This is a genomic window from Nocardia sp. CDC519, assembly GCF_059509835.1.
Genome location: NZ_CM183377.1, coordinates 1,981,382 through 1,997,435, shown reverse-complemented (window position 1 = coordinate 1,997,435; position 16,054 = coordinate 1,981,382). Strand labels below are relative to the sequence as shown.

Here is a 16,054-nt window from a genome sequence, read left to right as displayed (position 1 = left end):
GGGCGCGCAGTGTGGCCGATACGCCCCCGGCGCGGCGCGCGCCGGTTCACACTGGACTTGCCGTGTTGTTGCTGCGCGGCGAGTACTACCACCACCGGGGTAGCTCGGGGGCGAATGCCTCGGTCGGCTACAGCGCGGTCGGAACGTAGGACTTCCATGACACAGCTATCCTCCGCACCCACCGACTCCGCACCCGCTCTCCCGGCGGGCGCGTTCCCGCTCTCTGCGGCCCAGCGCGGTATCTGGTTCGCCCAGCACGTCGCGGGCGACACTCCGATCTCGATCGCCCAGTACATCGAGCTGGCCGGGCCGATCGACGCGCAAGCCCTGGCAGCGGCCGCCCGGCAGGCCGGGCGCGAGTTCGGCACCGGGTATCTGCGACTGATCGAGGTCGACGGCCATCCGTTCCAGGTCGTCGATCCCACGCTGGACGACAGCATCCGCGAACTGGACCTGCGCGCGGAGCCGGACCCGGAGGCCGCGGCACACGCCTGGATGCGCGCCGAATATTCCGCGCCCCTGGAGCTGACCCGGGATCGGCTGGTGCGGATGGCGATGCTGCGGCTGAGCGATGAGCGCTGGTTCTGGTATTCGCGCATCCACCACATCGTGCTCGACGGCATGGGCGCGCTGGCCATGGTGCAGCGCACCGCCGAGCTGTACAACGCGGCCGCCGAGGGCAGGCAGGCGCCGCCGTGCAAGGCCGAGGATCTGCGCCGCATCGTCGACGCCGATCTGGCCTATCGCAGCTCCGACCGGTTCGCCGCCGACCGTGAGTACTGGCGTGACCATCTGGCCGGAATGGCCGATCCGGTGAATCTGGCCGGGCGCACCGCCGAGGTCGAGGCGCATCCGGCCCGCGTCGCGGGCGCGCTGCCCGCCGAGACCGCGGCCCTACTGGACGAGGTGGCCGAGGCGGCCGGTTCCGGGATGGCGCCGACGGTGGTGGCCGCGTTCGCCGCCTACCTGTCGGCGATGACCGGCGCCGGCGAGGTGGTGCTGAGCCTGCCGGTGTCGGCGCGGATCACCGCGACGCTGCGGCGTTCGGGCGGGATGATCGCCAATGTGGTCCCGCTGCGGCTGACGCTGTCGCCGACGATGACGGTGGGTGCGACGATCCTGGCCGCGCAGGGCGAGCTGACCGGTGCGCTGCGGCGACAGCGCTACCGGCAGGAGGACATCGTCCGCGATCTTGGCTGGTCCATGGACGAGGCCGCTTCCTTCGGTCCGACGGTGAATCTGATGATGGCCGACACCAGGATCACGCTCGGCTCGGTCGTCGGCCGGCTGCATGTGCTCACCTCCGGGCTGATCGACGATCTGTTCGTCAACCTGTATCCGGGCATCGGCGGGGAGAGCACCCACATCGATTTCCAGGCCAACGCCAATCTCTACAGCGATACCGAACTGGCAGCACACCACGAACGGTTCCTGCTGTTCCTGCACCGATTCCTGGCCGCGGGGGTCGACGCCCCGCTGGCAGGCATCGTGGCGCTGACCCACGCCGAGCGGGGTGAGCTGGTGCCTGCGCACGGCCCTGCCGGTGGCGCCGAGCGGACGCTGCCCGAACTGCTCGCCGCGGTGCGCGACCCGGAGGCCGTCGCGCTGGTGGGCGGTGCGGCGCGGCTGACCTACCGCGAGGTCGACGAGTACACCAACCGGCTGGCCCGGGTGCTGATCACGGCCGGGGCCGGGCCCGAACGCGGTGTCGCCACGGCCATCCCGCGTTCGGTGGAATCGGTGCTGGCGATGTTCGCGATCGCGAAGACCGGCGCGGCGTTCGTGCCGATCGATCCCACGTATCCGCTGGACCGTATCGAGCACATGCTCGACGACAGCGGTGTGGTCGCGGGCGTCACGGTGGCCGACGCGCGCGAGACCTTGCCGGAGCACGTGGAGTGGCTGGTGCTCGACGATCTCGCCACCGCCGAATCGGTGGCCGCGCGGGATCCGGGGCCGGTTCACGACGCCGACCGACGCGCGCCCGTGCGTCTGGATCAGGTCGCCTACATCATCTACACCTCCGGTTCCACCGGTCTGCCCAAAGGCGTGCTGGTCACCCATCGTGGTCTCGCCGATCTGGCGGCCGGCTCCGGCGCGAGCTTCGGCGTCGACGCCGACGCTGTTGTCGCACATGCCGTCTCGCCCAGCTTCGACATCTCGGTCGAGGAGATCCTCATCGCTTACACCGCGGGGGCCACGCTGGTGGTGGTGCCGCCCGCCGCGTTCGCGGGCGAGGAGCTGGCCGAGGTGCTGCGCACCTTCGAGGTCACCCATCTCAATGTGACGCCGACGGTGGTGGGATCGCTGGATCCGGCGTCGCTGCCGCGGCTGCGGACGGTGGTCGTCGGCGGTGACGCCTGCCCGCCGGAACTGGTGACCACCTGGGCGGGCCGCGCGCTCATCAATGGCTACGGACCGACCGAGACCACCGTCACCGCCACCCTCACCGCGCCGATGACGCCCGGCGCCCCGGTGACCATCGGTGGCCCGGCCCGTGCGGTCTGTGCGGTGGTGCTGGATGCGTGGTTGCGCCCGGTGGCGCCCGGCGCCGTCGGCGAGCTGTATCTCGCGGGTCCAGGGGTGGCGCGCGGCTACCACCGGCGTACCGGGCTGACGGCGAGCAGGTTCGTCGCCGACCCGTACTCCCCCGGCGCGCGGATGTATCGCACCGGCGATCTGGTGCGCTGGATCGCCGCGCACGGGCGGCACGAGCTGGAATACCAGGGCCGCAGCGACTTCCAGGTCAAGATCCGCGGCTTCCGGATCGAGCTCGGCGAGATCGACGATGCGCTGCAGCGGCAACCGGGGGTGGAGTTCGCGTTGACCCTCGGGACCGAGACCCCTGCGGGGTCAACAGCTCTGGTGTCGTATGTGCTGGCCGCCGGCGACGTCCATCCGGAGGCTCTGCGTGCGGCGCTGGGCCGGAGCCTGCCCGCCTACATGGTGCCCTCGGCGATCATGATGCTCGACCAGGTGCCGCTCACCCCGCTGGGCAAGGTGGACCGTAAGGCACTGCCCGCACCGGATTTCGCTCCGGCGCCGACCACCGGGCGGGCGCCGTCCACTCCAGCCGAGCACACGCTCGCCGCCCTGTTCGCCGAGGTCCTCGGCCTGGACGCGGTGGGCGTCGACGACAGTTTCTTCGCGCTCGGCGGCGACAGCATCGTCTCGATCCAGCTGGTGTCGCGGGCCAAGGCGGCCGGACTGGGGTTCAGCGCGCGCGATGTGTTCGAGCGAAAGACGGTGGCCGCGTTGGCCGCTGTCGCTACCGAGGTGTCGGCGGAGCAGGTGCGCGAGTTGCCCGGCGGTGGGGTGGGTCCGGTGGACCTCACGCCGATCGTGTGGGCGATGGTGGAGCACGGGCGCCCATGGCATCGGTTCGCGCAAGCCGTGCTGATCGGGCTGCCGGACGGGTTCACCCGGGACCGGTTGCGTGCCGCGCTGCGGACCGTCATCGACCACCACGATGTGCTGCGATCGACGTTACGACCGGTCGGCGAGGCGTGGGAATGGGTTGTCGCCGGGCCGGGTTCGGTCGAGGTCGACGCGCTGATCGACGTCATCGAGGCTGGGCCCGACCCCGAAACCACCTGTGAGCGCGCACTCCAGGACGCCGCCGACCGGCTCGATCCCGAAGCCGGAGTGGTGGCCCGCTTCGTCATCATCGAGCACGGCGACGCCGAACCGCTGTGCTGGCTGGTGCTGCATCATCTGGTCACCGACGGAATCTCGTGGCGCATCCTGCTGCCCGATCTGGCCGTCGCGGCCGCGGGCGGCGAGCTCGCGCCGGTAGGCACGTCGTTCCGGCGCTGGGCGCGGGCGCAGACCGAGCAGGTCGCGACCCGCGCGGCCGAACTGCCGGTGTGGCAACGCATCCTGTCGACCGAGGATCCCGCGTTCGGCCGCCGCGCCCTCGATCCCGCGGTCGACGTGGTCGCCACCATGGGCCGCCATCAGACGGTGATCCCGGCCGAGATCGCCGATACCGCGGTGACCACCGTGCCCGATCGATTCCACTGCGGCGCCGACGATGTGTTGCTCGCCGCACTGACGATGGCGCTGTGCCGCTGGCGAACCCGCACCGGCGCGCTGATCACCCTCGAAGGGCACGGCCGGGCCGAGGAGATCCTGCCCGGCGCCGATGTGGCGCGCACCGTCGGCTGGTTCACCAGCGTGTACCCGGTCGCGATCGACCTGGCCGGCATCGACCTCGACGACGCGTTCGCCGGTGGCGCCGCCGCGGGCGCCGCGGTGAAAGCGACCAAGGAACAGTTGCGCGCGGTCCCGGACAAGGGCGTCGGCTACGGCATGCTGCGTCACCTCGACGCCGAAACCGCCGCGGCCCTGGCCGAGACACCGCAGCCGCAGCTCGGATTCAACTACCTCGGCCGGGCGGGCACCGCCACCTCCGGCGCGTGGCTGCCGCGCCGCTTCGCCGCCACCCAGGACGATGGCGCACCGCTGCCCGCCGTGATCGATATCAATGCCGTGCTTACCGACGGCGGGCTGGAGGTGACCTGGGACTATGCGGGCCACCTGCTCGACGCCGACGACGTGGCCGAGCTCGCCGAGCTGTGGAGCGCGGCCCTGCGAGCGCTGGTCACGCATGCGGGCCACGCGGGCGCCGGTGGACGGTCGCCGTCGGACTTCGACCTCGTCCCGCTCACCCAGGCCCAGATCGACGACTGGGAGCAGCGCTACCCCGACCTGGTGGACGTGTGGCCGCTCTCGCCCTTGCAGTACGGCCTGCTCTTCCACGCCCGCTACGACTCCGACACCGCCGACGGCTACACGGTGCAGTCGCTGCTCACCCTCGCCGGCGCCGTCGACGCGGACCGGCTGCGCAGCGCCGCGCAGGCGCTGGTCGACCGGCACGAGAACCTACGGGTGGCGTTCACCGAAACCGAGGACGGCCCACGTCAATTGGTGCTCGGGGCAGCCGAGGTCGGCTGGCAGGAGATCGATCTCACCGCGACCGGCGAGGCCGAACGTGATCGGGAACTGCACCGGCTGATCGCCCTGGACGCGAACACCCGCTTCGATCTCACCCATCCGCCGCTGCTGCGGTTCACCCTCATCCACCTCCGACCGGACACCTACCGGCTGATCATGACCAACCATCATCTGGTGCTGGACGGCTGGTCCACGCCGCTGCTGGTGCGCGAACTGCTCACCCTCTACGTCACCTCGGGTGACACCACCGCGTTCGCGCCCGCCCGGTCCTACCGGGAATTCCTGGCCTGGCTGGCCGAACAGGATCAGGACGCCTCGGTCCAGGCGTGGTCGCGGTATCTCGCGGGTGTCGACACACCCACCCGGGTGGTCGCATCGCTGGCCGATATCGAATCCCCGCAGACCGCCGAGGTCTCCGCCGAGCTCACCGCGACGACCCTCGCCCGGCTCGAATCGGCGGCCCGCGACTGCGGGGCGACGGTCAACACGATGGTGCAGGCGGCGTGGGCCATGCTGCTCGCCATGCTCACCGGACGCACCGACGTGGTGTTCGGCGGCACCGTGTCGGGCAGGCCGCCCGAACTGGCCGGCGTCGAGGACATGGTCGGGCTGTTCATCAACACCCTGCCGGTGCGGGTGCGGTTCGCGCCGGGCGAATCGGTGGCGGACCTGCTCGCGCGGGTGCAGGCCGAGCAGGCGCGGTTGCTCGATCATCAGCATGTCGGGCTCGCCGCCATCCATCAGGCCGTCGGACTGCCGGAACTGTTCGACACGCTCGCGGTGTTCGAGTCGTATCCGATCGATCGGGAAGCGCTGTCGCAGGCCCTCGACATCGCCGGGATGCGGGTGCTCGATGTGGCGGGCACCGATGCCACGCCGTATCCGCTGAATCTCATGGTGATTCCACTGCGCGGGCTCGACGGCCGCGATTCGCTGCGGATCACGCTGAAATACCTCGCCGACCACTTCGACGCGAGCCAGGCGGGCCCGCTGCTGGATCGTTTCGTCCGGCTGCTGGTGCAGCTCGCCGACGATCCCGGGCGCCCGGTGGCCCGGCTGCGGTACTGCGACGACGTCGAACTCGCCGCACTCGCGCCGGTGCAGGGGCCGCCGTCGGCGCCGCAGCGACCGCTGCCCGACATCCTCGCCGACGGCGCCCGCCTCGACCGCGCCGCCCTCGCGGTGGACGCCGGCGAACTCACCATGACCTACGGCGATCTCGATGCCTGGTCGAACCGGTTCGCCCGGGTGCTGCTGCGGCGCGGCGTCGGCCGCGAGGTGTTCGTGGTGCTGGCCCTGACCCGCTCGCTGGAATCGGTGGTGGCGGTGTGGGCGCTGGCCAAGACGGGCGCGGCGTTCGTGCCGCTGGATCCGAGTCATCCGGTGGAACGGATCGAGCACATGCTCACCGATTCGAAGGCCCCCATCGGCGTGACGGTCACCGAGATCGGCGAGAGCTTGCCCGGCACCATCGACTGGCTGCTGCTCGACGACCTGCCCACCATGCGCCGCGCCATGACCGTCTCGGCGCACCCGATCACCGACGCCGAGCGCGGCGGCCCGATCGATCTGGACCAGACCGCGTATCTGATCTACACCTCCGGCTCCACCGGCAAACCCAAGGCCGTGCTGGTGAGCCATCGCGGGATCGCCAATCTCGCCGCGGGCAAACGCGAAACCCTTGGCATCGATGCCTCCGCGGCGGTATTGCAGGTGGCCTCACCGAGTTTCGACGCGTCGGTGTCGGAGCTGGTGATGGCGCACAGCGCGGGCGCGCGGCTGGTGGTCGCGCCGCCGGAGGTGTACGGCGGCAGCGAACTCCAGCGTTTGCTGCGCACTCGGCGCGTCACCCATGCCGTGATCACGCCCTCGGCGCTGGCCACCATGGAACCGACGGACCTGTCGGAACTGCGGGTACTCGCCGTCGCCGGTGAGGCCGCGACCCCCGAGCTGATCGCGCGCTGGGCACCGGGCAGGCGCATGGTGAACGTGTACGGCCCCACCGAGTTCAGTGTGTGGGCCACCGGTCCGGCCGAACTCACCGCGGGTGCGCCGATCACCATCGGCGGCCCGATTCGTGGCGCGTCGGCGCTGGTGCTCGATACCTGGTTGCGTCCGGTGCCGGTCGGTGTCGCGGGCGAGCTGTATCTGGCGGGCCCGGCGCTGGCCCGCGGCTACTTCAACCGGCCCGCCTTGACGGCGGGGCGATTCGTCGCCTACCCCTCGGGTAACGCGGGCGAGCGGATGTACCGCACCGGGGACATGGTGCGGTGGGTGCGCGACGGCGACTCCGCGTTGGCGCTGGAGTATCTGGGGCGCAGCGATTTCCAGGTGAAGATCCGTGGTCTGCGCATCGAACTCGGTGAGATCGACGCGGTGCTGTCGGCGGTCGATGACGTCGAATACGCCGTCACCATCGGCCGGGCCGGGCCGGCGGGGGCGACGGTGCTGGTGTCGTATGTGCTGCCCGTCGCCGGTGCGACGCTCGACCCGGAACAGCTACGCGCCCGCGTCGCCGCTGAACTTCCCGGATACATGGTGCCCGCCTATCTGGTGGTGCTGGACGAGATCCCGTTGACGCCGGTCGGCAAGCTGGATCGGGCCGCGCTGCCGGTGCCGGACTTCGCCGCGGCTCGGCGGCCCTACCTCGCGCCGCGCGGACCGGTGGAGCAGGCCGTCGCCGAGGTCTTCGCCGACGTGCTCGGCAGCGAACGGGTCGGTGCGGACGAGTCGTTCTTCGAACTGGGCGGCAATTCCCTCAGCGCGACCAGGGTGGTGGCGCGGGTCAACGCGGCATTGGGCTCGACCATCGCGCTGCGCGACCTGTTCGACGCACCGACCGTCGCCCAGCTCTCGGCCCGGATCGTGCCCGCCATCGACGGCGCGCGGGGCCGGTTCGTGCTCGCGCCCCGGGTGCGCCCGGACCGGGTGCCGCTCTCGCCCGCCCAGCAGCGCATGTGGGTGCTGAACCGGATGGACCCGGCGTCGGCGGTCTACAACATCGCCGTCGCGCTGCGCCTGACCGGCGACCTCGATCTCGCCGCGCTGCGCCGGGCACTCGGCGATGTGGTGGGCCGCCACGAGAGCCTGCGCACGATCTACCCCGCCGATGCCGAGGGGCCGCGTCAGGTGGTGATCGGCGCCGAGGTCGCCACGCCGGCACTCGAGATCACCAATACCGATGACGGTGCCGCACTCCGGGTCCGCATCGCGGAGCTGACCGGTGCCGGTTTCGACATCACCGAGCAGCCCCCGCTGCGGCTCGGCCTCTTCCGCCTCATCGGCACGGCCGAACCGGAGCATGTGCTGGTCCTGGTGGTCCATCACATCAGCGCCGACGGGTTCTCCATGGCGCCGCTGGCCACCGACCTGATGGCCGCCTACGCCAGGCATCGTTCCGTGGCGGTGGATGGGCCGTCGACGACCGTCACCGAATCCGAGCAGGCGCCGCTGCCCGTCCAGTACGCGGACTTCGCGCTGTGGCACCGTGAGCTACTCGGCGACGAATCCGATCCGGAATCCCTGGCCGCGCAGCAGATCCGGTATTGGACCGAAACCCTGGCAGGCGCGCCCGACGTGCTCGATCTGCCCGCCGACCGGCCGCGTCCGGCGGTGCAGTCGATGCGCAGTGCGGATGTGCCGCTCACCATCGATCCCGCGCTGCATCGCCGGCTCACCGAACTGGCCGCGACCACCGAGACCAGCGTGTTCATGGTGTTGCACGCGACGCTGGCGGCCGTGCTCGCCCGGCTCGGCAGCACCGACGACATCGTGATCGGCACGCCCGTGGCCGGTCGCGGCGATGCAGCGCTGGACCGGCTGGTCGGCATGTTCGTCAACACGCTCGCCCTGCGCACCCCAGTAGATCAACGGCTGAGTTTCGCCGAATTCCTCGCCTCGGTGCGTGGACGCGATCTGGACGCGTTCGCCGCGGCCGATGTGCCGTTCGAACGGCTGGTGCAGGTCCTGGACCCGCCGCGCTCGACCGCGCATCATCCGATCTTCCAGGTCTCGCTGTCGTTGCAGAACTTCGTCGAACCGATGCTCGAACTGCCCGGTCTGCGGGTGCAGGTGCAGAACTTCCAGCGTGACAGCGCGCAATTCGATCTCATCCTCGACCTCCGCGAACGCTTCGGCCCCGGCGGGCCGGAGGGTGTGCAGGGCCTGCTGACCTACGCCACCGACCTGTTCGAACCCGACACCGCCGCGACGCTGGCCCGGCGCTGGGTGCGGCTGCTCGCCGCCGTCGTCGCCGATCCCGGGGCGCCGCTGGCCGAGATCGATCTCCTCGACGACGCCGAGCGCGCCGAGCTGGTTCCGGTGCGCGGGCCCGGCAGCGTGGGGACCACGACGCTGGCGCAGCTCCTGGCCCGCTCGGTTCAGCGGTATCCGGACCGTCCCGCGATCATCGCCGACGGGCGGACGCGGACCTATCGCGACCTCGATACCGACTCCGACCGGCTCGCCGCGCAACTGATCGAGGCCGGCGCCGGACCGGAAACCGTTGTCGCCCTCGGCATGCCACGATCAGCGCAGCTGCTCATCGCGCTGTGGGCCACCGCGAAGACCGGCGCGGCGTTCCTGCCGGTCGATCCGAAGCATCCGGTGGACCGGATCGAGCACATGCTGGGCGATTCCCGTGCCCGGCTCGGTGTCACGGTCCCCGCCCATCGGCCCGCACTGCCCGACAGCACGCACTGGGTAGTCCTGGACGGCGAGCCCGCTGTGGCTTCGTCACCGCATCCGGTCCCCGAGCCGCACCCGGATCAGCCCGCCTGGCTGATCTACACCTCCGGCTCGACCGGCACCCCGAAGGGCGTCACCGTCACCCACCGTGGGCTGGCCGATCTCGTTGCCGCACAAGGTGAGCTGCTCGGGCTCGACGAGCAGGCCCGTGTCCTTCAGGTAGCGTCACCGAGCTTCGACGCCTCGATCTTCGAGGCGCTGATGGCGTTCGGATCGGGTGCGGCTGCGGTCGTCGCACCGCCGGAGGTCTACGGTGGCAGCCCGCTGGCCGAGCTGATCGAGGCCGAGCAGGTCAGCCATCTGGTGATCACGCCGTCGGCGCTGGCCACCGTCGACGCCGACGCGGTGTCGAGCGTGCGGATGCTGGCGGTGGCGGGCGAGGCGGTGGGCGCCGAGCTGGTCGAGCGCTGGTGCAGCGGCCCCCATCGCCGCATGCTGAACCTGTACGGTCCCGCCGAATTCACCATTTGGGCGACGGCATCGCGGCCGCTGCTGCCGAACTCGCCCGTCACCATCGGCGCACCGATTCGCGGAGCGGCGGTGCTGGTGCTCGACGATCACCTGCGCCCGGTCCCGGTGGGCGTCGCGGGCGAGCTGTATCTGACCGGCCCCGCGTTGGCGCGCGGCTACCACAACCGGCCCGGCCTCACCGCCGCGCGCTTCGTCGCCGACCCGTTCGGCGCGCCAGGCACTCGCCTGTATCGCAGCGGTGACCTGGCCCGCTGGGTGCGCACGAACACGGGCACGGTGGAGCTGGAATATCTGGGGCGCACCGACTTCCAGATCAAGGTGCGCGGGCAGCGCGTCGAGCTCGGCGAGATCGATGCGGTGCTTGGACGCGCCGAGGGCGTCGACTTCGCCGTCACCCTCGGTGTCCCCGGCCCCACCGGATCCACGGCACTGGCGGCCTATCTGGTGCGCGCACCTGGCGCGGAGATCGACCTGACCGCGGTGCAGGCGTTCGCCGCCGACATCCTGCCGTCGTACATGGTGCCCGCGGCGTTCGTCGTGCTGGAGGAGATACCGCGCACCGCCGTCGGCAAACTGGACCGCGACGCGCTGCCGGCGCCGGTCTTCGCCACCGAGCAGACCGCCTATCGGCCGCCGGGCACCCCGACCGAGCAGGCCCTCGCCGAGATCTTCGCCGAACTGCTCGGCCGACCACGAGTGGGCGCCGACGATTCCTTCTTCGCCCTCGGCGGCGACAGCATCCTGGCCATCCAGCTGGTGTCGCGGGCGAAACTGCGCGGGATCGCCTGCACGCCACTACAGGTCTTCGAACACCGCACCGTCGCGGCGCTGGCCGCGGCCGCCGACGCGGCAGGCCCCGCCGTCACGCTGGAGGAGCTACCCGGCGGCGGCGTCGGCGACCTGCCGCTCACCCCGATCGTGCGCTACATGATCGAGCGGGGCGGTGATTTCGGCCGGTTCGCCCAGACGGCGGTACTCGAGCTGCCTTTGGGAATCGACCGCGAGCAGCTGGTCGCGACCCTCACCGCCGTGGTCGACCGGCACGACATGCTGCGCTCGCGGCTGCGCCACGACGGTACGGACTGGCGGTGGAGTGTCGCGGCCCCTGGCGCGGTCGACGTCGGGGCTCTCCTGCACCGGATCACCTTCGACGCCGTGGCCGATACCGTCGAGCTGCACGAATTCGCGGTCACCGAACTGGATTCGGCGCTGCACCGGCTCGACCCGGCCGAGGGGGTCCTGGCGCAGTTCCTGTGGCTGGATCCGGTCGGCGCGGCCGGCACCAGGACCGCATCGGGCCGGTTGATCGTGGTGCTGCATCATCTCGCCGTCGACGCGGTGTCCTGGCGCATCCTGGTGCCCGATCTGATCGCGGCCTGGGCGCAGGTCAGCACCGCGACAGCGCCGGTGCTCGCCGAGACCGGCACCTCCATGCGCCGCTGGTCGCACGCACTGACCGAGCAGGCCCACACCGAGCACCGCATCGCCGAACTCGACTACTGGCGCGCGGTCGTGGCCGGACCCGACCCGCTGCTCGGCCCCCGCGCACTGGATCCGGCGATCGACCTGTCCGACACGCTGCGCACGGTCGAGGTGACGGTCACCGCCGACGTCACCGCGGCCCTGCTCGGCAACCTGCCACGGTTGTCCGGCGGCGGCGTCAACGACGGCCTGCTCGCCGCGCTCGCGCTGGCCCTGATGCGCTGGCGCGCCCGGCGCGGCACCACCGAATCCACCGCGCTGATCCGGCTCGAAGGCCACGGCCGGCAGGAGGAGGTCGTGCCAGGGGCCGACCTGTCGCGGACGGTCGGCTGGTTCACCAGCCTCTACCCGGTGCGCTTGGCGCTCACCGGTATCGACGTCGACGACGCCTTCACCGGCGGCCACGCGATGGGCGCCGCGGTGCGCGCGGTCGAACGCACGCTGCGCGCGGTGCCGGACAAGGGCATCGGATTCGGCCTGCTGCGCTACCTGAATCCCGAGACCGCGCAGCGGCTTCCGCGCGCACTGCCCGGGCAGATCGCGTTCAACTATCTCGGCCGGTACTCCACCGCCGACATCCCGGCGGGCCTGGAGGGTCTTGGCTGGCTACCGACCGACGATCTCGGCGAACTGCCCGCCCCCGAACATCCCGATGTCCCGTTGATGTCCGCGCTCGCAGTGGATTCGGTGGTCATCGGCGACCGGCTGCACGCGACATTCGGCTATCCGCGCACCCTGCTGGACGGCGCCGACGTCACCGAATTGGCGGACCTGTGGATCGAAGCCCTCGCCGCCCTCGCCACCTACGCCGCGTCACCGGAGGCCCAGCGCACCGAAGCCGCGCCGCAGACACCCGCCCCGGCAACGGGACTCGGCCTCGACGTGCTGCTGCCGATCCGCCCCGACGGCAGCGAACCGGCACTGTTCTGCGTCCACCCCTCCTCGGGCATGGCCTGGAGTTACCTCGGGTTGGCCGAACGGCTGCGGCCGGGCCGCCCGATCTACGGCCTGCAAGCGCCCGACCTGTCCGGTCGCGAACCCTCGGCCCGCTCCATCGACGAGTTCGCCGACCGCTATATCCGCGAAATCCGTGCCCTTCAGCCCGACGGGCCCTACCACCTGCTCGGCTGGTCCTTCGGCGGACTCATCGCCCACAACATGGCGGCGAAACTGCGCGCGCAGGGCGCGACGGTGGGCGTGGTCGCGCTGCTGGACGCCGACACCGCCGATATCGACGGCGACAGCATCGAGCGGCTCACCCCCGGCGGTTTCGTCAACAGTTTCGGCGCCGTGTTCGGCATCGACAACGTGCCCGCCGAGGCCACCGCGCGAGAAGCGGCCGAACTGATCCGGGAACGCTTCGGCGGCGTCTCGATCATCGACGCCGACACCATCGAACGCATGGCGGCCTCCTACAACGCCTCCGCCCGCACCCGCACCGGCTACCAGCGGCCGCGCTACGACGGCGACCTGGTGTATTTCAGCGCCACCGTCGACAGCTCCGACATCTTCGGGCCCGAGGGCTGGCGGCCCTATGTGAGCGGGACGATCACCGACCACGACGTCGACGTCACCCACGACGAAATGACCACCCCCTACGCGCTCTCGATCATCGCGCAGGAGCTCGATACCCATCTGGGAGGCCCGCAATGAGTCCCGATCACGGCGTCCTCGTCGAAGGCATCGAGAAATCCTTCGGCGCCGTCCACGCGCTGCGCGGCGTCGACTTCCACGCCGCCCCCGGCGAGGTGCTCGGCATCCTCGGCCCCAACGGCGCGGGCAAGACCACGACGGTGAACATCCTGTCCACGCTGATCCCGCCCGATCGCGGGCGCGCGGTGGTGGCCGGCCACGATGTGGTCGCCGACCCGGCCGCGGTGCGCCGATCCATCATGCTGACCGGCCAGTACGCCGCCCTCGACGACATGCTCAGCGGCTACGAGAACCTGGTGATGTTCGGCAGGCTGATGGGTTTGCGCAAACGCGCCGCCCGCGCCCGCGCCGACGAACTGATCGCCGCCTTCGACCTGGTCGCCGCGGCGGGACGGCGGGTCGGCACCTATTCCGGCGGTATGCGGCGCCGCATCGATATCGCCTGCGGGCTGGTCGTGCGCCCGGAGGTGGTGTTCCTGGACGAGCCGACCACCGGCCTCGATCCACGCAGCAGACAGGGCGTCTGGGATCTGGTCGGCGGCTTCCAGCAGGCGGGCATCACCACCCTGCTCACCACCCAGTACCTGGAAGAGGCCGACGCGCTCAGCGACCGGATCATCGTCATCGATCACGGCGTGGTGATCGCCGCGGGCACCGCCGACGAACTCAAGGCCCGCACCGGTGGCAGCTATTGCGAGGTCGTGCCGCTGGATCTCGGCGATCTGCCGGCCATCGCCGACGCGCTCGGTTCGCTGCTGCCGCAGGGCAATCGGGCGATGTTCACCACCGAATCCGACCGCATCGCGATCCCCGCCCCCGATGGCGCGAAAACGCTGGCGGAGGCGCTGCGGCGACTGGACGCGGCCGGGGTCGAACTGGTCGATATCGCGCTGCGCCGCCCGTCGCTCGACGACGTCTTCCTCCAGCTCACCGGCCACCTCGCCGCCACCGAGTCCGAGGCCGAGCCGCAACCCGCTGCGGCACAGGCACTGCCATGACCGCCGCGGTCTGGTTGACGGGCACGCGGGCCCGGCAGGTGACCCCCGCGCAGTGGTGGGTGCTCACCGCCCGGTTCATCGTGCCGTCGGTGCGGTCCGGTGAGATCCTGTCCTCGATCCTCGCACCGGCGGCCTTCACCGCGAGCTTCTATCTGCCGATGAAGACCGTGATGATGTTCGCGGGCACCGGTTTCAGCAGCTACGCCCAGTTCATGATGCCGATCGTGATCCTGCAGGCGGCCGCGTTCACCGCCATCTCGGCGGCCTTCCGGTCGGCCACCGACGCTGTCGCCGGACTCAACCGCCGCTTCGGCGCCATGCCGATCAACCCGTTCGTTCCGGTCGCCGCGCGGATGGCGGGCAACGTCTTCCGGTTGGTCATCGCGCTCACCACGGCGCTGGTCTGCGGGTACGTCATCGGGTTCCGGTTCCGCCTCGATGCCGTGCACACACTGGGGTTCCTGTTGTTCGCGCTGCTCGTTGGCATCGCGTTGACGCTGGCGGCCGACGTCATCGGCACACTGTCGAAGAGCCCGGAGGCCACCACGCAGGCGCTGGTGCTGCCGCCGTTGATCCTCGGCATGCTGTCCACCGGACTCGCACCCGCGGCCCAATTCCCGGAGTGGGTGCAACCGTTCGTGCGCAACCAGCCGGTCTCCCAGTTCGTCATCGCCTTGCGCGCGCTGGCCGGCGACACCCTCGGCAATGCCGGCGACGTGTCGTGGTCGCTCATGGGGCCGCCGCTGGCCTGGGCCTTCGGCATCCTCGCGGTCTGCGCGCCCGCGGCGGTGCGGCTGAGTGCCAGGAGGCGATGATGACCCTGCCCGCCGCCGACCCCGCCGACCTGCGCACCGCGCCGGAAACCTCGGCTACCGCGCTGATCCGGCACACCGTCATCCAGACCCAGCGGCTGCTGCTGCGCTGGGCGCGCAACCCGATCACCCTGCTGGAGACCCTGCTCATCCCCTGCCTGCTGCTGCTCATGCTCGACATCGTGGTGGGCGGGCAGATCCAGAAGTTCACCGGCCAGGACGCGCTCTACGGTTCGGTCCCGATGGTCGCCGTCGTCGGTGCGCTCTCGGGCGCGGTCGCCGGCGGGGTGCTGCTCGGACGGGAACGCGATGCCGGGCTGCTGGCGCGGTTCTGGGTACTGCCGGTGCATCGAGCGTCGGGCCTGGCCTCGCGGATTCTCGCCGAGGGCTGCCGGATCTTCGCCGGCACCGTCACCGTGGTCATCGTCGGCTACCTGCTCGGCTTCCGCTTCCAGCAGGGTCTGGCCGCGACGGTCGCGTTCCTGCTCGTGCCCACCCTGTTCGGCCTGGCGTTCGCCACCGTGGTCACCGCCGTCGCGGTCTACACCGCCAAAGCCACCCTGGTGGAGGCGATTACGATCCTCACCTCGCTGATGATGTTCTTCAGCACCGGCTTCGTCCCGCTGGCCGCCTACCCGCAGTGGCTGCAACCGATCGTGCACAACCAGCCCATGTCGACCGCCGTGGACACCATGCGCGCCCTCGCCAAGGGCGGCGAACTGGCCCGGCCGCTCACCCTGACCCTGCTGTGGTCGGCCGCCGCGATCGTGCTGTTCGCGGTACCGGCCACCATCGGGTACCGGCGGGCCAGCCGGCGCTGACCCTCCCGGCTCACAGCCGACTCCCAGCGAATGCCCAGCCCGGCCGGAGCCGGCAGCCATAGCGTCGAAAGCGACAACGTGGATCGAGGGAAGGACATCTCGTGGGCAGACAGCA

The 16,054-nt window shown here is 70.9% G+C and carries 4 protein-coding genes; all 4 read left to right on the top strand.

Annotated elements, in window-relative coordinates; translation table 11 throughout:
- The first annotated feature begins 156 nt into the window (after positions 1-156).
- From AC5W7N_RS08865 to AC5W7N_RS08850, 4 genes are read left to right on the top strand one after another with little or no spacing between them, the layout of a single operon-like run.
- Positions 157-13,308 carry an amino acid adenylation domain-containing protein gene (locus tag AC5W7N_RS08865; RefSeq protein WP_495923496.1) on the top strand — a complete coding sequence of 4,384 codons (13,152 nt, stop codon included), beginning with the start codon at positions 157-159 and terminating at the stop codon, positions 13,306-13,308.
- The gene (locus AC5W7N_RS08860; RefSeq protein WP_163816189.1) at positions 13,305-14,306 is read left to right on the top strand and encodes an ATP-binding cassette domain-containing protein; all 1,002 of its coding nucleotides are present in this window, start codon (positions 13,305-13,307) and stop codon (positions 14,304-14,306) included. The genes AC5W7N_RS08865 and AC5W7N_RS08860 overlap by 4 nt, the downstream gene beginning before the upstream one ends.
- Positions 14,303-15,121 carry an ABC transporter permease gene (locus AC5W7N_RS08855; protein ID WP_495923495.1) on the top strand — a complete coding sequence of 273 codons (819 nt, stop codon included), beginning with the start codon at positions 14,303-14,305 and terminating at the stop codon, positions 15,119-15,121. Before AC5W7N_RS08860 ends, AC5W7N_RS08855 begins: the two co-directional genes overlap by 4 nt.
- Positions 15,118-15,939, top strand: coding sequence for an ABC transporter permease (locus AC5W7N_RS08850; RefSeq protein ID WP_194992217.1), 822 nt, complete (start codon positions 15,118-15,120; stop codon positions 15,937-15,939). Before AC5W7N_RS08855 ends, AC5W7N_RS08850 begins: the two co-directional genes overlap by 4 nt.
- The last annotated feature ends 115 nt before the right edge of the window (positions 15,940-16,054 follow it).